The sequence below is a fragment of the Streptomyces sp. CA-142005 genome (genome assembly GCF_050942335.1).
GTDB lineage: Bacteria > Actinomycetota > Actinomycetes > Streptomycetales > Streptomycetaceae > Streptomyces.
Genome location: NZ_CP192078.1, coordinates 508,312 through 532,515, shown reverse-complemented (window position 1 = coordinate 532,515; position 24,204 = coordinate 508,312). Strand labels below are relative to the sequence as shown.

The following is a 24,204-nucleotide window of genomic DNA, read 5'->3' as shown; positions in this document are numbered from 1 at the left end:
CCCTAATCGTGTTGACCGCCCCCGGCAGGCAGTGCTGGAGTCGGCACGTGGACAGCATCCCCGCCAACCGGCGGCTCTGGAACCAGATCAGCAGCGCCTACCAGCAGGAGCACGACCCGCAAATCGGCGCCAAACCCCGGCTGTGGGGCATGTACTCCATCCCCGACGCGCACCTGCACGCCCTGGGCGACGTCACCGGTAAGCGCGTCCTCGAACTCGGCTGCGGCGCCGGCCAGTGGTCCAGGGCGCTCGCCGCTGAGGGCGCCACCGTGGTCGGGCTCGACCTGTCCGAAGCCCAGCTCGCCGCGGCAGCTCGCGCGATGGGAGCGGCCCACTACCCGCTGGTGCAAGGCGCCGCCGAACAACTCCCGTTCGCCGCCGACAGCTTCGACCTGGTGTTCTGTGATTACGGCGGGCTCAGCTGGGCACCCCCGCATCTGGCCGTCCCGCAGGCCGCACGCATCCTGCGCCGCGGTGGGCGCCTGGTGTTCAACGTCGCCAGCCCATGGTTCGAAGCCTGCTACGACGAAGTCGCCAGTCGCGTGACCACGACGCTGCAGCAGGACTACTTCGGGCTGGACACCATCGCCGAAGGCCAGGGCGCGACCAGCTATCAGCTCACCTACGGCGACTGGGTCAAGGTCCTGCGCGGCGCAGGTCTCGTCATCGACGACCTCATCGAGCCGCGGCCCGAACTCGGAACACCCAACGGCTACAACGAAACCGACCCGCCTGACTGGGCACACCGCTGGCCGGCGGAACTGCTCTGGGTAACCCACAAACCGTAAGTTCCGCCGCGCCGAGACGTGAAGACATCCCCTCGCCGGACAGGCCCTAGTCGTCCGACCGGTCACCATGACCGGTCTGTCCGCACCTGCACACGTCGTGCCCTACCCGGGCCGGCGACCGCCCCCGGCACGGCGTCAGCCCCGCGGGTTGGTCGTGTCGCACAGGAGGGCGAGGACAGGGGCGTACATGCGCGTCTTGATGGTTCCGAGGGTGTCGCCGGCCTTGCTCGCGTGAGCCTGGGCGAGTTCGAAGGCGGCAGTGCGCAGGGCGCCCTCGTCCACGGCCTGATCGACGATTCCGGCGGTGGCGGCTTCCTCGCCGCCGAAACGACGGGCCGTGACCATGGCGTGCTGGGCCGTTTGCGGGGTCAGCCGCGACTGGATGAGGGCGGACATGCCCGGAGTGAAGGGGATGTTGATCTCTGCCTCGGGCAGGCACCAAAAGCCACGGTCGGCACGCATGAGACGGAAGTCGTGGGCCAGGGACAGCATCGCTCCTGCGGCGAACGTGTGTCCCTGCAGGGCGGCTACGGTGACCAGCGGGAGGGACAGGAACCTTGCGAAGAGGCCGTGGACGGAGTTGACGTAGGCCAGGTGCTCGTCGCTGTGCGCTGCGAGCCATTCGAGATCCAGACCGTTGGAATAGAACTTCCCGTTCGCAGCGGTCACCAGGGCGCGGGGGCCTTCCGACTTCTCCACCTCGTCCAGGGCTGCGTTGACCGAGGTGATCCAGTCGGGGTGGAAGCGGTTCTCCCCGTCGCCGAGGTCGAGGACGAAGACGGCGTCATGGCGGTCGAGCGTGGGCATGATGGCTCCTTGGGCATGTTGCGGTGGGGCAGGGCACATGGGTCGGATGGAGTCGGCGTCTGCTGGCACCGTAAACCGGGGCCGCGGGCTGTCGCCGTCCGGTGAACGGGGTCGGTGGGCGCTTGTGGACGAGGTGATGTCTCTGGCATGCGTCTCTCCGCCCGCGGAGCAGGAAGTCAGTTGGGAAGTGCTCGCCGGGCGCGGTGGTTCAGAGTGGCTGCGGCCAGCAGGCCCAGCGCCAATGTGGCACCGGCGAGGAGGATGCCCGTGAGGGCCGGTCCTCCGGGGAGTGCGGACGCATGGATCCAGCGGACGGCGAAATTGGTGCTTGCCGCTATGGGGAAGCTGAAGATCCACACGCCCGGATGGAACGAGGGCTGGCGTAGTTCGGGGAGGAGGAAGACGACGAGGAGGACGGTGAAGAGCAGGGTGCCGGCGAAGCCGTAGCCGACGGCGTCGAAGACGCCCTTGTGAGCGGCGGTCCAGGCGATTCCGCCGGTCGCCGGTGGGATGGTCAGGACGGTGAGGGCCGGGCGGGCGGGCCCGGGCAGGGGTCCACCGGTGACGAGGCTGCCGAGGATGACGGTGCCGAAGGCGAGCCAGTACAGAAGCCCCACCGCGAAGGCGGCGTCGGCGACACCGGACAGCCTGAGCGTGGAGGCGACGGCACTCGCCACGAACGGTGCGGAGGAGACCGGCAGCAGATAGCCCGGGTGCAAAGCGGTGGTGCTCAGGGTGCCCGTGAGCCAGTGGGCGAGCAGGCGTGCGGCGATGAAGGCGGCCAGGACAAGGAACACCGCGTAGACCCAGCGTGCCCCGGTGAGCTCGAACCGGGAGAAGTGTCCTGTGATCAGCATGCCGATGATGGGGACGTACCCGAGGGTGAAGCCATCGCCGGGATGACGCAGGTCATGGCGCAGGTTGTGCCATCGGGTCCCGCCATGCCGCAGGTACTGGGCCAGCAGCACCAGCCAGATCAGTCCGCTGACGGTGAACAGAGCGTCGCTGAACTGCAGAGCGGACGGAAAGGTGGTTACCCCTGCCTGCCAGGCTCCGCCGAGGCCGGCGGTGCCGAGGGAGACGGACAGCAGCCTGATCCGTGCGGCGCGGGTCGCATGGAGACCGTTGACGGCGGAGACGATGTCGGCGGCTGGACGCGCAGGCACGCTCTCGCACGGGGCGATGCTGGTGTGCTCTGTTGTGTCGACCATGTCGGTCATGGGGGGAACCTCGAGGGGATTGCCGAGGGCGCGGGCCTCAACTCGCCTGCCCGGCGGCACAGGTTGTGGCGTGGTCAGGCGGCCATGTCCAGGACGACGCGGAAGCGTGCCTTGCCCGAGAGCATCCGCTCGTAGGCGTCCATGGCGTGGGTGAAGGGCATGGTCTCGGTGGCGGGGCGGATGCCGTGGGCGAGACTGAAGGCGAGGTTGTCCTCGTTCTGGATCGACGATCCGGTCAGGCTGCCGACGATGCGGTGGGTGCCGAAGATCAGGTCGGCTGTGGCGACCGTCAGCGGGTCGGGGGCGGCGCCGACGACCACCAGCGTGCCGCCCGGGGCCAGTCCGCGGACCAGGGGGTTCATGGACGTACCGCTGGATGCCGTGGCGACGATGAGCGAGGCGCCGCCCAGGTCGGCCAGCGCCGTGCCGGGGTCGGTGAGGGTGCTGTCGATGTACTCGTGGGCGCCCAGCTCCCTGGCGAGAGGCTCCTTCTCCTGGCCGCGCGCGATGGCGGCCACACGGTGTCCGAGGCTGCGTGCGTACTGCAGCGCCAGGTGTCCCAGCCCGCCGATCCCCTGTACGGCGACCAGGGCGCCCGCGCGGGTGGCGGCCTGCTGGAGCGCGGTGAGGGTGGTAAGTCCGGCGCACAGCAGCGGGGCCGCCTCGACGGCGGACATGCCGTCGGGGATGCGCACCAGTCCACTCGCGCGGGCGTAGGCCACCTCCGCGTATCCGCCGTCGATGGTGGTGCCGGTCTGTTCCTGGTTGAGGCAGTTGACGAAGTCACCGCGGCGGCACGGTTCGCACTGCCAGCAGTGCCCGTTCAGGAAGCCGACGCCGACTCGGTCGCCCGGCCGCCAGGCGGTGACGCCCGCGCCCACGGCATCGATCACGCCGACGACCTCATGGCCGGGAACGACGGGCCGTGACGGGTCGGGGCGCAGGCCCTCCACGGCCAGCACGTCGGTGTGGCAGACACCGCACGCCTCCACCCTGAGCCGGACGTGTCCGGGATCCGGGTCGACCAGCTCACGCTCCACGAGCCGGAGCTGGTGGACACCGGTGGCCTCGAATGCTCGGTAGGCGGACATGTCGCATCTCCTCGTTGTTGCCTCTGCCGAAGCGGGGAGGGCCAAGGGCTTGGCGGCTTGGGGGTGGGAACTTGCTTGAATATGACCGGTCACTTCAATATGACCGGTCACTTTAAACCTAGTCAAGCAGGTCTGAGGGTCGAGTCATGGGTCACATGTCGTCGTGGGCGGGAGCCGCTGACCTGTGACGTGGGTTTGACCCAGACCAAGGCGACCGGACATATTGATCCCGAGGTGGTGGTGAGGATGGCACGCGCGTCCAAGCGCGAGGAGATCGCGCAGGCAGCCCTGGAGCAGTTCCGCACGCGTGGCTTCAATGCCACCGGCATCAGCGACATCACCTCGGCGGCCGGGGCTCCCAAGGGCTCGTTCTACAACCACTTCGCAAGCAAGGAGGAGAGCGCCCTTGAGGCACTGAGCCGCTACGCCGCCGGGCTGCGGTTCGACCTGCTCGAGACCCCCGGACGTCCTGCCCTGGAGCGGCTTCGGGCGCACTTCGAATTCCTGGGTGCGGACACGGTAGGCAGCGGCTTCGCCCGCGGATGCCTGGTGGGCAACCTCGGCGCGGAGGTGGCGGACCACTCCGAGGAGATCCGCTCCGCCGTCCGGAGCGGCTTCCAGCGATGGGCCGCGCGCATCCGGCGGGTGCTCACCGAAGCCAGGGAAGCAGGTGAGCTGGACGCCGCTCTCGACGTCGAGGAGGCCGCGCTGTTCATTCTCAGCGCCTGGGAGGGCACGCTGATCGCAGCCCGGGCCGACAAGTCCTCCGCTCCCTTCGACGCCTTCTTCCACATGGTCTTCGGCGTCCTCCTGCGCTGATCACGGCCGCAGCTCAAGACTCGCGGGCGCCGCCACGCACACCAAGGCTCGGCCGGCCCCAAGGCAGGCGTGGGCAAGCCTGGCGCTCAATTCCAGTAGCGCCGAAGCCAGCAGCAGTGCCGCTGACGGCAGTCGGGGTGCCTTCCACACCGAGACGCATCTCTACGCGATGATTGGCGCCGACTAATAACGGTGGGGGCGAGCAAACCGCTGAGCGTCGTCCGCTCCGGTGGTCGAAGTGGACGACGCGTCGACCGGCGGCGTCGGCGGTCAGGTGCGCGAGAGGAAGGTCTTCGCCCTGTATCGGGGCGCAGTCACAGTGTGACCGTTACCGCAAGTCCGGCACCTTCGCCGACGGCGGGCTCCACCTCGGCGATTCGGCCCGCGGCGCGAAGATCATCCGCCGCCAGCGCCACCCGTTCCCAAATGGCCGGGGAGGCGCTGATCCTGGCGGAAGCCACCTCGGTACGCATGGACACCTTCGCTTCGGACTTGGCCTTGCGAACCGCGGCGATCACCTCCGTAGCCACCTCGAGCACCGACCGGTCCGCTGCTCCGGCCTGCTCGCGCAGCCAAACTGCGTCAGGCCAGGGCGCGCGGTGCACCGAGCCGTCATGCCACCAGGACCACACTTCTTCGGTGGCGAAGGGCAGGAACGGAGCAAACAGCCGTACCAGCACCGAAAGCGCGGTCCGCAGCGCCAGCCGGGCCGAGTCGGCGCCCTCCTGCGAGTGCCCGCCGTAGGCACGGATCTTGACCAGCTCCAGGTAGTCATCGCAGAAGCGCCAGAAGAACTCCTCGGCCCGCTCCAGCGCTCGCGCGTAGTCGAGCTCCTCGAAGGCCTCGGTGGCGTCCTGGACGGCGTCGGCAAGCTGGGCCAGCATCGCCTGATCGAGCGGCTCGTCAACCAACCGCTTGCTCGGGTCGGGCTCGCCGATACCCAGCACGAACTTGCTGGCGTTGAGCAGTTTGATGGCAAGTCGGCGGCCGATGCGCATCTGCCCGGTATCGAAGGCCGTGTCCGTGCCGGGCCGGGCGCTGGCCGCCCAGTAGCGGACTGCGTCGGAGCCGTGCTGCACGAGCAGGTCCGTCGGGGTGACCACATTGCCCTTGGACTTGGACATCTTCTTACGGTCGGGGTCCAGGATCCAGCCGGAGATCGCCGCACGGCGCCATGGCAGCACGCCGTGCTCACTGTCTGCGCGCACCACGGTGGAGAACAGCCAGGTGCGGATGATCTCGTGGGCCTGGGGCCGCAGGTCCATGGGGAAGACCCGCTGGAACAGATCGTCGTCCCGTCCCCAACGCCCGGCGATCTGCGGGCTGAGCGAGGAGGTGGCCCACGTGTCCAGCACGTCGGTGTCGCCGATGAACCCGCCCCGCACCCCGCGCTGCTCAGAGGTGTACCCGTCGGGGGTGTCGGTGCCCGGATCGACCGGCAGCCGGTCCTCGGTGGGTACCAGTGGCTGGTCCCAGCGCGGGTTGCCAGTGTCGTCCAGCGCGTACCAGACCGGGATGGGCACGCCGAAGTACCGCTGCCGGCTGACCAGCCAGTCCCCGTTGAGGCCGCTCACCCAGCTGTCGTACCTGGTCTTCATATGCGGGGGGTGCCAGAGCAGGTCCGCGCCGCGTCCCAGCAGTCGGTCGCGCAGCTGCTCGTCCCGGCCGCCGTTGCGGAGGTACCACTGCCGGGTGGTGACGATCTCCAGAGGCTTGTCGCCCTTCTCGTAGAACTTCACGGCGTGGACGATCGGCTGGGGCTCGCCCAGCAGCTCACCGCGCTCCCGCAGCAGCGAGACGACCCGCTCCCGAGCCGTGTGCGGTGTGGCGCCCGCCAACAGCGCGTACGCAGAGCGCGCGGCATCGCCGTCCAGGCCGGGCGGCGGCTCGGGCAGGAACCGGCCGTCCCAGCCGATCACCGGCCGGGTAGCCAGCTGAAGTTCGCGCCACCAGACCACATCGGTGGTGTCGCCGAAAGTGCACACCATGGCGAGGCCAGTGCCCTTTCCCGGGTCGGCCAGCCGGTGTGCCACCACCGGCACGTCAACGCCGAAGAGCGGGGTGGCAGCGGTCTGTCCGAAGAGAGCTTGGTAGCGAGCGTCGTCGGGGTGAGCGACCAGCGCCACACAAGCCGGCAGCAGCTCCGGGCGGGTGGTGGCGATCTCAAGGGCCTGCCCGTCGGGGCCGTGGAAGACCAGATGGTGGTAGGCGCCAGGACGTTCCCGGTCTTCCAATTCGGCTTGAGCGACAGCGGTGCGGAAGGTGACGTCCCACAGAGTGGGAGCCTCAGCGAGGTATGCCTCGCCGCGGGCCAGGTTGCGCAGAAAAGCCCGCTGGGCGGTGGCGCGCGCCGCGTCGTCGATGGTCTGGTAGGTCAGCGACCAGTCCACGGAGAGGCCGAGCCTGCGCCACAGCTCTTCGAAGGCCTTCTCGTCCTCCCGGGTCAGCCGTTCGCACAGCTCGATGAAGTTGCGCCGGGAGACTGCGATCTGCTGCTTGCCAGGGTGCTCGGGCGGGGTGAAGTCCGGGTCGTAGGGCAGCGAAGGGTCGCAGCGCACCCCGAAGTGGTTCTGCACCCGCCGCTCGGTCGGCAGACCGTTGTCGTCCCAACCCATCGGATAGAAGACGGCCTTGCCCCGCATCCGTTGATAGCGCGCGATGGCGTCCGTGTGGGTGTAGGAGAAGACGTGGCCGACGTGCAACGAGCCGCTGACCGTAGGCGGCGGAGTGTCGATGGAGAAGACCTCCCGGCGCGGTCGGCTCCGGTCGAAGGCATATACGCCAGTCTCATCCCAACGCCGCGACCACTTCTCTTCCAGTCCCTCGAGAGAGGTCTTCTCGGGCACGTCGGAACGACGAGGCGTATACGTCATGCCACGACATGCTACGGACGGGCCGACCCAGCGGCGCGCGATTTTCCCTTTGCAGCCTGGGCTCATCGGGTGGTCCGCCGTCCGGACGTCCGCCGTCAACCGACCGTGCAGCCGGGGATCTTATAGAACTCCACCGGACCCGCATCCCCCAGTCATGACCTGACCCTATGAGGGCCGGGCCCCCTTCCGTGCTCAGTCGGGCGATGCCTATCGTCCGGGTATCGACGGGCTCGGGAAGGAGGCCCTCAATGTCTGTCTACGTCGGTATCGATGTGCACCGCAAGCGGTCGCAGATCGCGGTCCTCGACCAGGAGGGCACGGTTCGAATCAATCGGAACGTGCCCAACGGGGTCGAGACGGTGCTCTCGGTGATCGGGGATCTACCGATCGGCACTCCGGTCGCGTTCGAGGCCGCCTATGGCTGGGGCTGGCTGGTGGAACTGCTGGAGGACTACGGCTACCAGCCGCATCTGGTGCATCCGCTGCAATGCAAGGCCATCGCCTCCGCCAGACTCAAGAACGACAAGGTCGACGCAGCCACGCTGGGCCGGCTGTTGCGTGCCGACCTCCTGCCGGAGGCATGGATCGCGCCGTTGTGGGTGCGTCAGCAGCGAGCCCTGCTGCGCCACCGCTTCCAGCTGGTACGTCTGCGGACGCTGCTGCGCAACCGGGTCCACGCGGTACTCGCGGATCTCGGCCACGACCGAGCCGGCTCGGTCTTCACCGGACCAGGGCGGGTCTGGCTCGCCTCGCTCGAGCTGCCGGACGCCTCCCGCCACGTGGTCGACGACCTGCTGCAGCTGATGGACGCGCTGCAGATCCCCATCGACGCCCTTGACGTGCGGCTTGCCGCGCACGCCCGCGGTGACCCTCGGGTCAAAGTTCTCACTGCCCTGCCGGGCGTGGGCCCGCTCACCGCGCTGGTGATCCTGGCCGAGGTCGGCGACGTCACCCGTTTCCCCTCCGCACGCAAACTCGCCGCCTGGGCCGGACTCACCCCGACCGTGCGCGGCTCGGACCTCATCGTCCGCCACGGCCACATCTCCAAGCAGGGAGACGCCTGGCTGCGGTGGATCCTGTGCGAAGCCGCACAAACCGCCAAGCGTCACCCGGACTTCGCCGACACCTACCACGCCATCACCGCCCGCCGCGGCAAGAAGATCGCCACCACCGCCATCGCCCGCAAGCTTCTTACCCGCGCCTACCACCTCCTCCAAGCCGCCGAAGCGCAGCCGCAGCGCAAGAAACGACCCGCGCGATGAATCCCTCCCACACCGGCCGCCCGCAGACCCCCGGGGTGAGCTCGCATCTCTTGCATGAGACGGCCTCGCCGCGCTCGATGACCTGACTGAGCAGCCCCGGCCCCGGACCACGGTCATGGCGCCGACCACACAGGCCAGACGCCGAATGGGTGCTTGTGAACCCCACGCCGACCACGTCACTCCGGGAGCCAATCCCACGCGAACGACCAGTTGCGGACCGCAACTTCACGCCAGGAATCTCCAACGCCCCCGGAATGGCTCGACAGTCAAAACCCGAGGTCAGGGACCCATTACGCGCTTGACAAGCCCGGCCCTCATGGGTGCATCAATCAGCCCAATGTACGGCCCTCATTGCCAGAGGTCAGCTGCGTCGCGCCCGCTGGGGTCCATTGTCAGGAGGTCTTCATTCAGGTCTGACAAGACCCGCCCAGTCGGAGAGCCATCTGCGCCCGACTCCATGACCACCCAGCCGGCACTCACACCCGACACGTTCACATCGCCGTCGGCGTCCAGCTCGTCGAGCGTCGCGAACACCGCCTCATAGGCAACGGCTCGGACCAGGCGAACAAGGTCCTCCCGGTCCGCCCAGCGGCCAGAAGGCGTTGCGCGGCGGGCAGTTGATCGAACGATCCTGGCTCGGTCCAGCCGTCGATCACACCGTGCCACAGGCTCCGCAGCAGTACGAATCGCGCGAGCTGCGGAAGGTCTTCCATGACCTCCGACTTGATCGGGTCGACAGGATCTCCACGCCGAGGGCGCTGAACTGGGCACGCAGCGACTCCGCGGCAGCCTTCCGTGGCACGTCCAGGCTGTTCAGCCATAACGGGGCGATCGGCGCGTCTGTCTTTGCCGGCGCACCAGGTGCTGTGGTTCACGGAACTGCAGCCAGAGCCAGAATCAAATATCCCCATTACTGTCTGGCAGGGGCCTTGTCCGCCCGGTCCTGGGCCGTGGTCTTCGCCCGGCAGGTGACCTTCTCTTCGCGTTGTCTTGCGTGATCGCATCGAAGGCCCGCCCGAGCGGCGTCGGCCCGAGGGTTCCTGTCCGCGGTGGCGGTCCTGGCGTCGCTCGTGCCGGACTGGTGGATGCAGTCGGTGCCCGGCGGTCCTGGCATGGACACGGTGCGGGTGACACCTGGGTCATCTCTTTCCGCTAGCGTCCCGGCAAGGGCTCGGTGCGGCGCCGGCGCTGCCCGGGCGGCCGGGGCGCAGCCGGCCACTGCCGTGACCTGGTCCCGTCGGTCGGGCCGTCGCCGGGCGGATGCCCCGGGTTTTCCGGCTGCTGACCGCGCCCGGGGTTGTGTGGGCGTGATGTCGGCCATGCGAGCGGGATCACATCCTAACCAGGGCCGTAGGACCGGATGCCCCTGAAATGCACCGACAGCGCCATTCATGCACAAAACGGACAAATATACGTATGGGGGTAGTAGGTCACATCATTGCGCCCGCCCCCGGCCGCCGCTAATCATGGCTGTCGTCGCCGCGAGCCGGATGGCCGGAAGCGAGCGACCCCCCTAAGGGTCTGCCCGTGTGCACGGGCGGCCGACGCCGCCGCAGGCAAGCGGCCGGCACCGACTGACGTCCCCCACGGAGAGTTGCTTTCGCATGGCCATGATCAACCGCACCCGCATCGCCCGTCTCGGCCTGACCGGTATCGCCACCACGGGCGCCGCCGCCGCAGCGCTCACCCTGATGCCGGCCAACGCGCAGGCCGCCGAGCCGGTACAGGCGCATGCCCGTGCGGTCACGGCCTCCGGCAACGACAGCCACGGCGCTTCCACGAGCGGCTCCGCGGGCAGCCTCGACGGCTGGATCAAGCAGTCGCTGGCCATCATGAAGGCCAAGGGCATCCCGGGCAGCTACGAGGGCCTGAAGCGCAACATCATGCGCGAGTCCGGCGGCAACCCCAGCGCCCAGAACAACTGGGACGTCAACGCCAAGCAGGGCACCCCCTCCAAGGGCCTGCTCCAGGTGATCGACCCCACCTTCCACGCCTACCACGTCGCCGGCACCGCCAACAGCGTCACCGACCCGGTCGCCAACATCACCGCGGCCGCCAACTACGCCGCCCACCGCTACGGCTCCATCGACAACGTCAACTCCGCCTACTGAGCCGACGGCACCCTAGGCACCCGAAGGCCGGTGCCGGCAGCGACCACCGCTGCCGGCACCGGCCTTCCCGCGTCGTGGCGGTCAGCCGTCGTCCGGTGTGCCGAGGCCGGTCAGGGCGCCCACCGGGTCCAGGTCGGGCGTGCCGCGGGGCCACCAGTCGTCCCGGCCCGGTTCCGACTCGTACGCGTACCACAGGCCGTCGCGGCCCAGCCGGAGCTGGACGTGGCCGCGCGGATGGGTGAGCCGGTTGCGCCGGGGGCGGAACGCCGGGAGGTCGGCGGCGAGCAGCAGCGGGCGGGCCCGGTCGAAGCGGCCGGCCGGCGGGTCCCACTCCTCCTCCAGGACGGCCAGCCCGGCGGCCCCGCCCTGCCCAGGTCCCGTCCGCCTCGCAGCGGCAGAACCGCTCATACACCGTCTGCCAGGGGTCGTGCCGTTCGGGCAAGTCGCGCCAGGGAGCGCCGGTCCGCAACCGCCAAAGCACCCCGTAAACCATTTGCAGGAGACCCCGCCAGGGACGGCCACGCCCATCCATCCACCCGCGGCGCAGCAGGGCTCTATTCGCTCCCATGCCGCCTTCGCCAACTCGCCTCGACCAGCCACATGATCAATGGTTGGCGTAGTCCTGGCCCGGATCGTGCACGGGGCTCGGCACAAAGAGACTCAGCCGGTAGGTGGTCGGCTGCACCAAGCGTCCGCAGAGCGTATCCAACCGCACCGCCGTCCAGTCGATCTGCTCGTCCGACGCTCGCAGACGATGGATGTGAGCACGCCATTCCGACTCGTCCTGAGTCTCGAAGAGCACTTCCCAATGACCAGTGTCAGGCGCGAAGCGAGCGTCGGCCCGCTGCCTCTCGTCGGCCTGCTTTCGTTTCCTCTTCCGCTGCCCTGGCATCGGCCCAGCATCGCCGGACCACGCGTCTTCAACAAGACGATTACCCGTACCGTCCGGCACATTGCTGATCCGGACAGGTCCCAAACAGGTCCGTCCCTTCGGACGCTGGGATGAGGTCTTCGGTGACGACACGGTCGCCGCCGGTCACCTTCACAGGTCGGATCTGGGTCACCGCTCACGCCTCGTCAAGACGCTGGCGCCCGGCCACAGCTCGTGGACCGCCCCACTGGACGGACACCGCCTGGCGCCAAGCGACGACACCGCCCCCGTGGCACAGCCCCGGAGTGCCGTGCCCCCGGTTCACGAGCGCGCACATGAGAGGTATGAAGCGTTCCTCCGGCTGAAGTGCCCGATCATCAGAGGGACTTGTGTGGTGGCATACCATTTGTTCGAGGCGCAGTCACCGACGACGAATGCGCGACCTGACACTCGGCGTTCACGGCGCTCCCTGGGCTGCACCACCGGGCTGCATCACTGGCCGGGATGCCATCGGCCGTTGACCGCCCGCCCGGCGACACCGGGCCCCAGCTAACGGCTAGGGTCATCCGGTGACGAGTAGCAGCGCATGCCGCCTTCTTGCTCCCGATGGCACGGGTTTGGCGACGGTGCCCGAGGACTGGCAGGCGCGGCTTCGCCGGTTCGGATACGTGGCACGTCCGGAGAGCGACGTCCGCGAGCGTCTTGTTCCGCCGTTTCCCAGGCCGTCGGCCCGTCTGTGGGAGTGGACAGGTCTTGGCCCGGCTGGGGTGTGCCGTGTCGCGAAGGCGTTGGACTGGCTTGGGCCGGTACTCGTCGCCGTGCTGGCCGGAGCGATCCGCTTCTGGCATCTCGGCCGGCCGCGGGCGGTCGTCTTCGACGAGACGTACTACGCCAAGGACGCGTGGTCTCTGTTGCACCTCGGCTATGAGGGCACCTGGCCGGACCGCAAGATCTCCGACCCGCAGATACTCGCCCACCCTCAGGTCATCCCGCTCTCCGACACCGGCTCCTTCGTCGCACACCCGCCGGCCGGCAAGTGGGTGATCGCCCTCGGTGAGTGGATGTTCGGCCTCACCCCGTTCGGCTGGCGCTTCATGACGGCGGCCCTGGGCACCCTGTCGGTGCTGATTCTGTGTCGAATAGGACGCCGCCTGTTCCGTTCGACACTGCTGGGTTGTCTGGCAGGCGCACTGATGGCGGTGGACGGTCTGCACATGGTGATGAGCCGTGTGGCGCTGCTGGACCTCGTCGTCATGTTCTTCGTCCTTGCGGCGTTCGGGTCCCTGCTGATCGACCGCGATGGTGCACGGGCCCGGCTCGCTGGGGCCTTGCCGGTCGCGGCGGACGGCCGTGCGCGCCCGGACGGACACACCGGTGACCATGCCGGGACAGGCGTGCGTCCCTGGCGGCTCGCAGCCGGCCTGTTCCTGGGACTGGCGGCGTCCACCAAATGGAACGGCCTGTATTGCCTCGTCTTCTTGATGGTGCTCACGGTGCTGTGGGACGTTGGCTCTCGCCGCGTGGCGGGGGCCCGCCGCCCGTACCGGGCGGTGCTGCGCAAGGACCTCGGATGGTCAGTCCTGTCCCTGGTTGCGGTTGCCGGGGTGACCTATCTGGTGACGTGGACCGGCTGGTTCCTGTCCGACGACGGCTATGGACGCCACTGGGCCGACGGCCGCGGCGGTACGTGGTCATGGGTTCCCGCTCCACTGCGCAGCCTGTGGCACTACGAGTCCGGGGTCTACCGGTTCAATGTGGGGCTGCACACTCCTCACACGTACGAATCCAATCCCTGGAGCTGGCTGGTCCTCGGCCGCCCTGTGCTGTTCGACTACGAGTCGCCGAAGCCCGGACAAGACGGCTGCCACACGGCCGGCGACTGCTCGCAGACGGTCCTCGCCCTCGGCACTCCGCTGCTGTGGTGGTTGGCGTGCTGCGCACTGGTGTACCTGCTCTACCGATGGGCGTTTCGCCGCGACTGGCGGGCTGGTGCCATCCTGTGCGCGGTGGGTGCCGGTTATCTGCCCTGGTTTCTCTACCAGGACCGCACGATCTTCTCCTTCTACGCGGTCGTGTTCGTGCCATATCTGTGCCTGGCCGTGGCGATGATGCTGGGAGCCCTGTCGGGGCCGCCGGGCGCGGCGGGCAAACGCCCCGTACTGGGTGTGGTCGCCGCCGGCGTGCTGGTGCTGCTCATCGTCTGGAACTTCATCTATCTCTTCCCGCTCTATACCGGGCAGACCATCCCGTACGCCGACTGGCGCGTCAGGATGTGGCTCGGAACGTGGATCTGAGCCCGGTCGCACAGTCCGTGTCGCGGTAGCCGGTCAGGTGGGCGAGGCAGGTACCGCGCGCAAGGCCGTTGTACCCGTGCCCTGTTGGAAAGAGGCAGGTCCTGGGGGTGTCACGGACGAAGGGCGTATCGACCGCGAACTTTCCGCCCAGGGCATTGGCCTCGGTGGGATGCGTCCGCTCCTCCTCGCCCGCGATCTGAGGAATGACGCTGTTGCCGTGCCCCTCAGACGGATCAGGTCGATCGGACCTCAGCTTGTCTTTTGACCTCTGCTTGCAAGGTCTGCGGGCGCCTCTCCGGGTTTCTGATCAGGCGGAAGGGGAGAGCTGTTCCCGCACCCATTGGGGATCGGGGTTGGTGTGCGGCTGGCCCGCCACGACGACGGTCGGCACGGTCTCGTTGCCGTTGTTGACCGCCCTCACCGCTGCGGCACCTGCCGGGTCATGCCAGATGTTGACCCAATGCAACTGGCGGGCGCTGCGGCCCAGCCGGATGCGCAGTCGCATGCAGTACGTGCAGCCCGGACGCCAGTAGACGACCGGCCGGCCGTCGACGGCGCTGCGGCGCTGTGCCTCCCGCGCACCGATCGACCTCGGGAAGATCAGGGGCGAGTTGACGCCTGCGAGGGCAAGAAACGCCAGCAGAAGTGCCGCAGCTGTGCCGGGGCTTCCCTTGAAGATCAACTCAGTCGCGGCGGCTGAGCCGCAGAGCGCAAACAGCATCGGCACGGTCCAAGCGCGCATCATGGTGACGCAGACTATCGATGAGTCGAAATGCTCCTGGAACCAGGCCGCTCACCTGTGTGTTCGCCGGACGCTTCAGGATTCTTGATCACGGCCTCGTGCAACACCCTTTTGGGCGCGCTGCACGAACCGCGTACCCGCCGTACGATCACGAACGGTGTTCAAGCACTCGAGTTTGACCGCTCTACTGTGCATGAGATCGTTAAGATGGTCCTCGCAGTGCGTTTGGCGAACGGCGGCGGCGAGGGGGCGGCCGAATGGGGTTCGTGCGGGACGTTTTGGCGAATGTCGCCGGCACGGGCGTGCTGGCCGTCTTGGCAAGCGCCCTGGCCTTGGCCGCGGCCTGGCTGTCACGGCGCAGCAGCGTATGGAAGCTTTTCCGGGTCGGTACGGCGTCGAGAAGCTCCCTCACGGTGATCGTGCCCAGCTTCGACATCCGACCTCGGACTGCAACCGGGACCGTCTCCGTCCAGGCAGGGTTCACGGGGACGGCCATCAGCGAGCTGGAATACCGGGAGGCGCTCGATTTCGCCGACGCGCTGCAAGCCAATCCCGTGGTCCGGCTGCTGCAAGCCGTTGGCCTTCCCGAGCGGGTCGTCTACCGGCCGATACGCTGCCGCGTCACCGCCAGCAGGTCGGTTTCGGAATACACCGAGCACCAGCAGGCGACCGCTGAGGATATCAAGAACACGGTGCGAGGCGTCGACTGCGCGATACTCGTGGGCGGGCCGGTGTACAACACCACGACAACGGTGATGCTCGGACAGGCACCGTTCGCCTTCGCGTTCTCCATGCGCGACGAGAACGGTCGGCCCGTGCGCGGTGTCGAAGTCCGCCCCGTGCACGGGAACACGCACCGTACGTTTCGCCGGATGGAACCCGTAGCAGGCGATGGCCCTCACCTCGAGTACGCGGTGGTGGAGGCCGTGGACTGGGAGGAGACGCGGGTATTCCTCTGCGCAGGCACGTGTGCGGCGGCCACAGCAGCGGCTGTTCGCAAGTTGCGGCAGGACTGGCGACAACTCGCCAAGCGATTCGGGGGGAGCGGCTTCGGTCTCGTCTACGAGCTGGCACTGGACAGCGCGCTCATGCGCGACCATGCCCCGGACATGGGGCGGTTGCAGCAATGCTACGTCTACCCGCTGGGCCGATGAGCCAACGCCGTGCTCACAGCGTCGAGAAGCCCGGGGACCGCATCGGGACCGTCCACGACGAGATCCGCCTCCTGGAGCAGCGCGGCATCGGTGTCCGGGTGACGCACAGCAATGCGCACCGCTGTTCTGCCCGGAGAAGCGAGAGACCAGCCACTCAAGGCTCGAAAGGCCGCCAGGTCGGGTGCACCATCACCGAAGTACCACACGCACCTCAACCCGGAGGTCGCCTCGGTGAGTACGGTGCCCTTGTCTCGATCGATCGGTGGTTTCAACTCTGCTGTCATCGGCCCGAGTTCCAGCAGCATGCCGTGGCGGTGAGCTTGTTCGCGCGCCCATTGGACGGCATGCTCCTCGAACCGCGGTGCTCGCCGGTAGTGCAGCGCCAGCGAGAGACGTTTGTCCTCAATCAGGATCTCGCCCGGGAGTTCTTCTCGGGCGCGGGCAAGCAGTGCCACAACCACGGGCTCCCAGCGCTCGGCCTCCGGAGAAGAGGTCGTCGTCCCCGACTGCCACCGCTCGAGCCCGTACAGGCCGTGCAGTACCACGCCCGGGACATCGCCGAACCGTGACCGGAGGAAGTCGACCGGCCGTGCCGAGACGATCCCGACGGCACTCACCAAGCCGGCGAGTCTGGTCAGTGCCTCCACGGCACCCGGCACCGGCAGGACCGTCGCTGGATCGACCTGAATTCGGGAGAGCGTGCCGTCGAAGTCCAAGTAGAACCCCCTCCCGCCCGGCGAAGTACGTGTCATTTCCAGAAGGGGCGCCCACGGTTCCGCGGCGCCAGCACGATAGGCCGTCACAGCACCGAGGCTATCCAAACCTACCCGGGGCGGGAGGGTGGTCTTGCGACCAAGCAGGCGGCTGCCGGCACCAGTCACGGCGGCCGTGGTATTTCGTCGAGGAGAGACGCTGATTGTTGGGCACAGTCCGCCTACGGTGGCGTCATGAGCGATCACTCGGAAGTGCCTGCCGCGCCCGTCGAGGCCTATGAACCTCCCTATTACGTGGCCGTGTTCACTACAGTGCGAACCCAGGACCAAAGCGGTTACAGCGAGGCCAACGCACGCATGGAAGAGCTGGTGAAGGACGTCCCTGGCTTCCTGGGGATGGACCACGCGCAGACTCCAGGCGGGCTGGGCATCACCGTCGGGTACTTCCGCGATTCCGACGCCCTCAGGGAGTGGCGGAGCAACGCCGAGCACCGTGCGGCGCAAGAGCGCGGGCGAGCCGAGTGGTACGAGAGCTACACGCTGCATATGGCGAAAGTGGAGCGGAGCCACGGGTTCACGCGGGCATAGGTCGCTGTTGACGAAGACGCTGCCCCGGCCCGGGCGCGGGTGGTGTCTTCGTCGTCCGCCAGGTGCGGCGCGGGCTGGAACACCTGGTAGCACCGGCCCTGGACCGCCGTGATCGTCAGCGCGCTTGCCCGCCTCCACCTCTGAGCCGAGCCGGCAGCGCAGGGAACGTCACGAAACCGGGACCGCCTGCGCCGAGCGGTCGGCCCAGGAACCACCCAACGGAGTTCAGTGGCCCGCTGTGAGGCGCAGTCTGATCGTGCGGGATTCGGGGCGAAGCGCAAACTCCGGCCGCACATCCGGTCCACAGGCCCGCGAGCCGAGTCCGTGCTGGGCCGCATCGATGATCAGGTGACTCGTCGTCGAGACGGGAAGCTCGAAGGGGTGCTGGGCTCGGGCGATCTGCTGGGGGGTGTGACGGCTGAGGGTGAAGCCCGGACGCCGTCCGGACGTGTCCTGGAGTGCCACGATGTGCAGCACCTCGCTCTCGCCGCTCAGCAGTGTCAGCCGGCGTAGTTGCGAGCGGTGACCGGTCTCCTGGGGGCGGGCGTAGTCGACCGAGAGGTCGCGGATGGTGGCGGAGAAGCGGCCGGTGCGCGCCGCACGCAGACTGTCGGGGTAGGACTCGAAGGGGCCGAGGCCGAACCACTCGGCGCCGTCGACCGGAGCCGCGCCATCGGGAAGATCGAACCGGATCCCGATCCGCGGCCACACCGTCCGCCAGCCGCTCGAAGGCTCGATCTCGGCACGCAGTTCCAGCTCGTCGTCTTGGAGGGACCAGACGGATTCCACCATCACCGACAAGGCGGAGCCCGCCGCGGAGACCTTGTCGATCGTGCGCAGGGACCGCGCGGCCTGTTCCACGCACACGCGTCGCGTGGTCAGCCGGTCGAGACCGTCGCGACGCCACAGGTCGGCGTTGGAGGCTCCGGCGACGTCGGCGTCGCTGTCCTCGACCTGGTCGGAGGCGCTTTCGTCGTTGTCGGTCGGCGCACGGAAGAGTTCCAGCCGCGGGCCCGTCACCGCCCGTCCGGCGAGTCGTACGAGGGATCCGTCGATGAACTGGGCGGTTCCCAGGGTCAGGGTTCCGTCTCCCGGCTCCCAGTCGGACCGGGGCCGGGCAGCGGGGGCCGTACGAGGTGACGAGCTGTCCAGTTGGGCGGTCGCGACCACATGTCCCTCGGGCGCCCAGGCCGTTCCGGCCGCCAGTAGCGCGTCGATCGTGAGCCATGTCTCAGCGTCCGGCGACACCCGGATACGTGGCAGCGGCACGTGCACCGAGTCGCCCGGTGCGAGGACGGGGACCTCCAGGTCACCGTGGTCCACGGGAACGCCGTCGTGCTCGACGCGCCAGCGGAAGCGCAGGTCGGAGGTGTCGGCGGAGTGACGTAGGTTCGTGAGCGCGAGCTTGTCGCCGTCGAAGTCGAAGCGGATCGGTTGTACGACCGCCTTGAACTCGTGGAGGCTGGGCGTCGGCACGTCGTTGCTCAGCAGCATTCCGTCCATGACGAAGTTTCCGTCGTGGACCACCTCTCCGAAGTCACCGCCGTAGGCGTAGTACGGCGTCCCGTCCGGGGCCGTTGCCAGGAGGCCGTGATCGCGCCACTCCCAGACGAAACCGCCGTGCACGCGCGGGTACGCGTGGACCAGAGCCTGGTACTGGTCGAGCGCTCCCGGCCCGTTGCCCATCGCGTGCGCGTACTCGCACAGCACGAACGGCTTGGTGCGTTGCCGGGCGCTTTGTGCGGGAGTGCAGTTCATCAGCGTGGAACGTGCGTTGTCGGCGCCGATCCGCTCGATCTCCGGCACTGTTGCGTACATGCGCGAGTAGATGTCGGTGTACTCGCCGGTGTGGTCACCTTCGTAGTGCACGGGGCGTTCGGTGTCGCGGGCGTGGACCCACGCCGCCATGGCGGCGAGGTTGCTGCCGGTGCCCGCTTCGTTGCCGAGCGACCAGATCACGATGCTGGGATGGTTCTTGTCCCGTTCGACGGTGCGCTGGATGCGGTCGAGGTACGCCTTGCGCCATGCCGGATCGTCGGAGGGATTGCCGACCCAGTCGACCTTGTCGAAGCCGTGCGTCTCCAGATCGCACTCGAGGACGACCCAGAACCCGAGTTCGTCGGCGAGGTCGAGCAGCCGTGGATGCGGCGGGTAGTGGCTGGTGCGGATGGCGTTCACGTTGAACCGCTTCATGCGGGCCAGGTCTTCGCGGGCGTGCTCCTCGTCGAAGACGCGTCCGCGCTCGGGGTGGGCCTCATGGCGGTTCATCCCGTGGAACACGACGCGACGGCCGTTGACCAGGAACTGGTCGCCGCGGATTTCGACCGTGCGGAAACCCACGCGCAGGGCGATGGTCTCCGCGGCCGTCGACACGGTGGCGTCGTAGAGGCGAGGCACTTCGGCCGACCAGGGCTCCACGGCGGCGACGTCGAGGGGCGCCACATCGGCGGGCGTGGCCCAGACCTGCTCGATACCGAGTTCGGGGATGCGCAGGGCGACCGGGAACGCCGCTGTGTCGGCGGTGACCTCCGGGTCGATGTGACCGCGTCCGTTGTCGAAGCCGGCGCGCAGCCAGACGTCCTCGATGCCTCCGGCCGGCCGGGCGATCACGGTGACGTCCCGGAAAATGCCCGGCAGCCACCACTGGTCCTGGTCCTCGACGTAGCTGGACGCCGACCATTGGTGCACCCGCACGGCGACGACGTTGTCACCGGGGCGCACCGATGAGGTGACGTCGTACTCGTGGGCGAGCCGGCTGCCACTGGCGCTGCCGGCCTCCACGCCGTTCACCCACACCCGGAAGAGGGACTCGACTCCGTCGAACCGCAGCACGATGCGCTCGGCGTCCGACCAGTCGGCTGGCATGTCGAAGTGCCGGCGGTAGTCGCCGGTGGGGTTCTCGTCCGGCACGTGGGGCGGGTCGATGGGGAAGGGGAACTGGATGTTCGTGTAGATGGGCCGCCCGTAGGCTCCGTCGCCCTGGAGCACCCAGTGGGAGGGAACCTGGATGCTGTCCCAGCTGTGGTCGTCGAAGCTTTCGGCCGCGAAATCCTCCGCCACCGACGCCGTGGGCGACAGACGGAATCGCCAGGGCCCGTTCAGCGACCGACAGGGGGCGTCGGAGTGCAGCCACGAGCGCGCGGGACGCAGTGCGCCACGTCCTGGTGCGATGTCCGAAACACGGGCGGAAAGTGTGGACGGCAAGAGGTCACGACTCTTTTCGGTAGCGAGTGGGGGAAGTTGAGCGCCGGGGGACCGGTCAGCGGACCACGACGGTGCGGATCTCCCAAGCGCCGAGGGTGAGTTGGAGTCCGTCCCGTACCGGCGTCTCGGAGAGGGGCCGACCCAGCAGGTCGACCGTCGTGGCTTGGGTGAACGGGCCGGTCACGCGGGCGTGCGTCGGCGTGGCGCTCATCGCGGACAGCCGGATCTCCGTGCCGGCTCCGCGGTCGGCGTCGGTGACGCGACGGACGCTCGAGACGAAGACGTCCTTGCCCTCGACCCGCACCCCGATCCGGTCCGGGGGCAGGGGGCCTTCAGCGGTCGCGGTTCCACGGGTGACGAGTACGTCGTTGCGGAAGTCCTCCGCGCGAGCGACCGCGTGCGCACCCTGCCAGCCGGCTGCCGATGGCAGGATCGCGAAACGGTTCTCGATGCGCATGCCCAGCTCCTGCGCGCCCGGCACGGGGATCTCGCTCGCCGCGGGTTCGTCACGCAGGGGATGGATGTTGACGCTGATCGAGCCGATGGCGCGCAGCAGGGTGATGGCGAGTTCGGAGCCGTCGTCGATGAGTTCGTACTCACTGGAGTGGTCGAGCAGGACGTGCGCGGCGCCGGCCGACACGAGCGAACTCGCGGGAAAGGTCGGAAGGGGGTGTTCGCCCCAGCCGCCCTCCGCGGTGAGGCCGCGCTCGGTGACGGCGAACTGCCCGGCGGACGCGGACGTGTCCACGGGCTCGGGCAGCGGCACATGAAAGCGCAGCCGGTGGTCGGCGCACTGGTTCAGGAACGACGTGGAGACACGGACGAACGGCTCGCCCACGCGGACTTCCACGAGTGTCTCCACCGGTGTCGGCACGGTCCGGGCGCCGCGCACGTCGCGGTCGGAGGAGAGTGCGGCGGGCCACTCGTAGACGCGGGTGACCCGCAGCCTCGACCGCAGCGGGCCGCTCTCCAGGAGTTCGACGCGGACCTCCTTCGGCTCCGACACGAGCACATCGTGAGCCGGTGGAGCGTAGTTGTAGCTGTCGCCGCGGTCACCGCCGTCGACGAGCCGGCCGACTCCGTGCAGCACGGTGCCGTCGGCGCCGGTCACGTCCAGGGTGCCGTCGGTGGCGACCGCGACCTCCACCAGCCCGTTCGAGAGCGTGCGGGCGGTCGCCGTCGAGGGGGCGAGCGGCATCGCGGGGGTGGCGGGCCGGTCGATCGGCGTGACCCGGAGGCTCGCCAGCCCGCAGGCGGGGAGGCGCACGGGCACCAGCGCGGTGGCGCGGGCCTCCGCCAGCGTCCGCACCCGCCACTGACCCGGATGCGCGGCGGCAGCGGCGGCGACCTCGCGGCGCAGGATCAGCAGGTCGAACGGTCCGCCGGTCGGCACCTCGGCGAGGTGGAAGACGAGCGAACCCGGGGTGAGTTCGTAGCGGTCGATCAGACGGCCGAAGAGCTCGCGGCGATGGATGCGACGCAGCACGCGTTCGAGTTGCGAGGCATCCATGCGCTCGTCGCCGAGCACGGTCGGGGCCTCGGAGATCAGTTGCACGGGATGTTCGGAGCCGTCCGCCGTGGTGGCGACCATTGTGGTTCCCGCGGATGGGGCCGCGACCTCCACCTCGGCCAACGCCATGCGGGGAAACGGCAGCGGATTGGCGACCAGGTGGCCGTCGCTCGGCACGAGGGCGGCGGGCTCGGCGAGGGCCGCGTCCCGGACGGCGCGCGCGGTCTGCGCGGCTTCGGCGAGCCGTGCCTCGACCTGGGCACAGGTCTCGTCGGTGCCGGAGCCGACCACCGAGTCGTGTGCGGTCGATTCGATGATCTTGTGCCAGGCGAGCGAGAGGAACGGCGAGTCGTCCCGCGAAGACCACAGGGCGTTCACCCGCTCGGCGTGGTCGACGGTGCGCTCGGCGAGAGCCATTCGCTGCTTGAGCCCGAGCCGTACGGACAGCACGCCAGGGAGGATGTTGCCGCGCACATGACTGCGCAGTTCACCGGTGACGACGGTGGTCACCTCGTCGCGCACATGTTTGCGGACGTATTCGTCGAGCGTGGCGATGGTGATGACGCGCTCCGGGCCGGATGCGCGGCGCAGCCAGGTCGCGAGCTGTGGGTCGGGCGCGTTGTGGTCGGTTCCGGCCATCGCCAGCACGGGGTCGGCACCCCACCGCCGGGCCGTCATCTCGGCGTACTCGCCGAGCGCCGGGCCGATCCGGTCGGGCACCAGGAGGACGTCGAGCCCGTTGTCGTAGCCGTCGAAGAGGAACTCGGTGCGCACCTCGGAGCCGTCGGGAGCGCGCCAGCGGAAGGCGTGACCATCGACGGCCCCGGGCACCCCGCGCCACAGTGCCGCGTGCTCGATGCCGGCGCGCGCCAGGATCTGCGGCATCTGCGCGATGTGGCCGAACATGTCCGGCAGATAGCCGATGGGCATCGCGCCGCCGAGGCTCTCCGCGGCCGCCCACCCCATCTGCAGGTTCCGCACGATGGTCTCGCCGGAGCAGAGGAACTCGTCGAGCAGGATCAGCCATGGGCCGACGGCCAGCCGGCCCTCCCGCACGAGGGCCGCGACGCGATCGCGGTGCTCCGGGCGTATCTGCAGGTAGTCCTCGACCGCGGCCATCTGGCCGTCGACGGTGAACCGGAAGTCCGGGTCCGCCTCGGCCGTCTCCAGCACCGTGTCGAGGGCGGAGACGAGCCGGTGCCGGAACACCTGGAAGGGTTCGTACCACTCGCGGTCCCAGTGGAAGTGGGGCACGAAGACGGCGGATTCGGGCATGGCGACAGTCACCTTCTGCGCGTGGGGTGGGCGTCACTTGAGGGAGCCGGCGGCAAGCCCCGTCCGCCAGAACCGCTGGAGGAGCACGAACACGACGATCACGGGCGCGATCGACACCAGCGAACCGGTGATCACGGACTGCTGGAGCAGCGGGGCCCTGGCGGTCTGGCCGTTCCACTCGTACAGGCCCAGCGTGATCGGGAACAGCGACTCCTTCTGGAGCATCACCATGGGCAGGAAGAAGTTGTTCCAGATGGCTACGAACTGGAACAGGAAGATGGTCACCAGGGCCGGTGTCATCAGCCGGAACGCCACCGAGAAGAACGTACGGAACTCGCCCGCGCCGTCCAGCCGCGCCGACTCGATCAGCTCCTGCGGAACCGCCGCGTCCGCGAAGATCCGCGCGAGGTAGACACCGAACGGGCTGACGATGCTGGGCAGGAAGACCGCGAGGTAGGTGTTGACGAGCCCGGTCGCCGAGAACAGCAGGAACAGCGGCAGGGCGAGCGCCGTGGTGGGCACGAGGACGCCGCCGAGGATGACGGAGAACAGGAACTCCCGGCCGCAGAACCGGAACTTGGCGAGGGCGTAGCCGCACAGCGCGGAGATCAGGGTCCCGACGGCCGCGCCCAGCACGGCGTAGAGGACGGTGTTGAGGGCCCAGCGGCCGAAGACGCCGTCGCTGCGGGTGAACAGGACGCGGAGGTTCTCGAACAGGTTGAAGTGCGAGAACACCAGCCCGTTGGTGGAGGCCAGGTCTCCTTGCGGCTTGGTCGCCGCGACGACCAGGAAGTAGACCGGCAGCAGGAAGTAGACGGTCAGCAGGAGCATCAGGGCCATGGCGGCCGTACGGCTGACGCGGCTTTCGCGGATCAAAGAGGG

The 24,204-nt window shown here is 68.7% G+C and carries 18 protein-coding genes and 2 pseudogenes; 7 read left to right on the top strand and 13 right to left on the bottom strand.

Features of this window, described 5'->3' with window-relative positions:
- The first annotated feature begins 47 nt into the window (after positions 1-47).
- On the top strand, positions 48-788 hold the full coding sequence (locus tag ACQPXS_RS02795) for a class I SAM-dependent methyltransferase (protein WP_433446563.1): 741 nt from the start codon (positions 48-50) through the stop codon (positions 786-788).
- A gap of 135 nt (positions 789-923) precedes the next feature.
- On the opposite strand, the gene ACQPXS_RS02790 is transcribed toward ACQPXS_RS02795, so the two are convergent.
- The 3 genes from ACQPXS_RS02790 to ACQPXS_RS02780 form a co-directional block, all read right to left on the bottom strand.
- A complete protein-coding gene (locus ACQPXS_RS02790; protein WP_433446561.1) occupies positions 924-1,595 on the bottom strand; it encodes an enoyl-CoA hydratase-related protein in 672 nt (223 codons plus the stop codon).
- A 176-nt stretch (positions 1,596-1,771) separates the two neighbouring features.
- Positions 1,772-2,815, bottom strand: a complete 1,044-nt coding sequence (locus ACQPXS_RS02785; RefSeq protein WP_433446559.1) for a hypothetical protein — start codon at positions 2,813-2,815, stop codon at positions 1,772-1,774.
- Positions 2,816-2,889: 74 nt separating this feature from the next.
- On the bottom strand, positions 2,890-3,906 hold the full coding sequence (locus ACQPXS_RS02780) for an alcohol dehydrogenase catalytic domain-containing protein (protein ID WP_433446557.1): 1,017 nt from the start codon (positions 3,904-3,906) through the stop codon (positions 2,890-2,892).
- Between the two features lie 246 nt (positions 3,907-4,152).
- Between ACQPXS_RS02780 and ACQPXS_RS02775 the strand changes: the two genes are divergently transcribed.
- A complete protein-coding gene (locus tag ACQPXS_RS02775) occupies positions 4,153-4,725 on the top strand; it encodes a TetR family transcriptional regulator C-terminal domain-containing protein (RefSeq protein ID WP_433446555.1) in 573 nt (190 codons plus the stop codon).
- Positions 4,726-5,039: 314 nt separating this feature from the next.
- Here ACQPXS_RS02775 and valS read toward each other — a convergent pair whose 3' ends face one another.
- The gene (valS, locus tag ACQPXS_RS02770) at positions 5,040-7,598 is read right to left on the bottom strand and encodes a valine--tRNA ligase (protein WP_433446553.1); all 2,559 of its coding nucleotides are present in this window, start codon (positions 7,596-7,598) and stop codon (positions 5,040-5,042) included.
- 248 nt (positions 7,599-7,846) lie between these two features.
- Here valS and ACQPXS_RS02765 point away from each other — a divergent pair, with 248 nt between their 5' ends.
- Entirely contained in the window at positions 7,847-8,860 is a 1,014-nt protein-coding gene (locus ACQPXS_RS02765) for an IS110 family transposase (protein ID WP_433446551.1), read from the top strand.
- Between the two features lie 348 nt (positions 8,861-9,208).
- Here the strand turns inward: ACQPXS_RS02765 and ACQPXS_RS02760 are convergent, their stop codons facing one another.
- Positions 9,209-9,394 carry a hypothetical protein gene (locus ACQPXS_RS02760; RefSeq protein ID WP_433446549.1) on the bottom strand — a complete coding sequence of 62 codons (186 nt, stop codon included), beginning with the start codon at positions 9,392-9,394 and terminating at the stop codon, positions 9,209-9,211.
- Between the two features lie 1,070 nt (positions 9,395-10,464).
- On the opposite strand from ACQPXS_RS02760, the gene ACQPXS_RS02755 reads away from it, so the two are divergent.
- The gene (locus ACQPXS_RS02755; RefSeq protein WP_433446352.1) at positions 10,465-10,971 is read left to right on the top strand and encodes a transglycosylase SLT domain-containing protein; all 507 of its coding nucleotides are present in this window, start codon (positions 10,465-10,467) and stop codon (positions 10,969-10,971) included.
- An 81-nt stretch (positions 10,972-11,052) separates the two neighbouring features.
- Here ACQPXS_RS02755 and ACQPXS_RS02750 read toward each other — a convergent pair.
- The 3 genes and pseudogenes from ACQPXS_RS02750 to ACQPXS_RS02740 all read right to left on the bottom strand — a co-directional run.
- Positions 11,053-11,427: pseudogene (locus ACQPXS_RS02750) on the bottom strand (SWIM zinc finger family protein); the annotation flags it as partial.
- Positions 11,339-11,571, bottom strand: a pseudogene (locus ACQPXS_RS02745) (transposase); the annotation flags it as partial. The pseudogenes ACQPXS_RS02750 and ACQPXS_RS02745, both read right to left, overlap by 89 nt.
- 4 nt (positions 11,572-11,575) lie before the next feature.
- Positions 11,576-11,995, bottom strand: a complete 420-nt coding sequence (locus tag ACQPXS_RS02740) for a hypothetical protein (RefSeq protein ID WP_433446547.1) — start codon at positions 11,993-11,995, stop codon at positions 11,576-11,578.
- Between the two features lie 473 nt (positions 11,996-12,468).
- Here ACQPXS_RS02740 and ACQPXS_RS02735 point away from each other — a divergent pair, with 473 nt between their 5' ends.
- Complete coding sequence (locus ACQPXS_RS02735) at positions 12,469-14,136, top strand: dolichyl-phosphate-mannose--protein mannosyltransferase (protein WP_433446545.1); 1,668 nt, start codon at positions 12,469-12,471, stop codon at positions 14,134-14,136.
- A gap of 307 nt (positions 14,137-14,443) precedes the next feature.
- On the opposite strand, the gene ACQPXS_RS02730 is transcribed toward ACQPXS_RS02735, so the two are convergent.
- Complete coding sequence (locus ACQPXS_RS02730) at positions 14,444-14,881, bottom strand: glutaredoxin domain-containing protein (RefSeq protein ID WP_433446543.1); 438 nt, start codon at positions 14,879-14,881, stop codon at positions 14,444-14,446.
- A gap of 254 nt (positions 14,882-15,135) precedes the next feature.
- Here ACQPXS_RS02730 and ACQPXS_RS02725 point away from each other — a divergent pair, with 254 nt between their 5' ends.
- Positions 15,136-16,032 (top strand): hypothetical protein, encoded by an 897-nt coding sequence (locus ACQPXS_RS02725; protein WP_433446541.1) that lies wholly within the window; start codon positions 15,136-15,138, stop codon positions 16,030-16,032.
- Here the strand turns inward: ACQPXS_RS02725 and otsB are convergent.
- Positions 16,014-16,748 carry a trehalose-phosphatase gene (gene otsB / locus ACQPXS_RS02720; RefSeq protein ID WP_433446539.1) on the bottom strand — a complete coding sequence of 245 codons (735 nt, stop codon included), beginning with the start codon at positions 16,746-16,748 and terminating at the stop codon, positions 16,014-16,016. The genes ACQPXS_RS02725 and otsB overlap by 19 nt on opposite strands.
- Before the next feature lie 231 nt (positions 16,749-16,979).
- Between otsB and ACQPXS_RS02715 the strand changes: the two genes are divergently transcribed.
- On the top strand, positions 16,980-17,333 hold the full coding sequence (locus ACQPXS_RS02715) for an antibiotic biosynthesis monooxygenase family protein (RefSeq protein WP_433446537.1): 354 nt from the start codon (positions 16,980-16,982) through the stop codon (positions 17,331-17,333).
- 225 nt (positions 17,334-17,558) lie between these two features.
- Here ACQPXS_RS02715 and ACQPXS_RS02710 read toward each other — a convergent pair whose 3' ends face one another.
- Genes ACQPXS_RS02710 through ACQPXS_RS02700 form a run of 3 tightly spaced genes read right to left on the bottom strand, consistent with a single transcriptional unit; the run spans position 17,559 to position 24,162 of the window.
- Positions 17,559-20,537, bottom strand: a complete 2,979-nt coding sequence (locus tag ACQPXS_RS02710) for a glycoside hydrolase family 2 TIM barrel-domain containing protein (protein ID WP_433446535.1) — start codon at positions 20,535-20,537, stop codon at positions 17,559-17,561.
- 55 nt (positions 20,538-20,592) lie between these two features.
- Positions 20,593-23,322: an alpha-mannosidase gene (locus tag ACQPXS_RS02705; protein ID WP_433446533.1), complete on the bottom strand. Its 2,730-nt coding sequence runs from the start codon at positions 23,320-23,322 to the stop codon at positions 20,593-20,595.
- A gap of 33 nt (positions 23,323-23,355) precedes the next feature.
- Complete coding sequence (locus ACQPXS_RS02700) at positions 23,356-24,162, bottom strand: carbohydrate ABC transporter permease (RefSeq protein WP_433455674.1); 807 nt, start codon at positions 24,160-24,162, stop codon at positions 23,356-23,358.
- Positions 24,163-24,204: the final 42 nt, after the last annotated feature.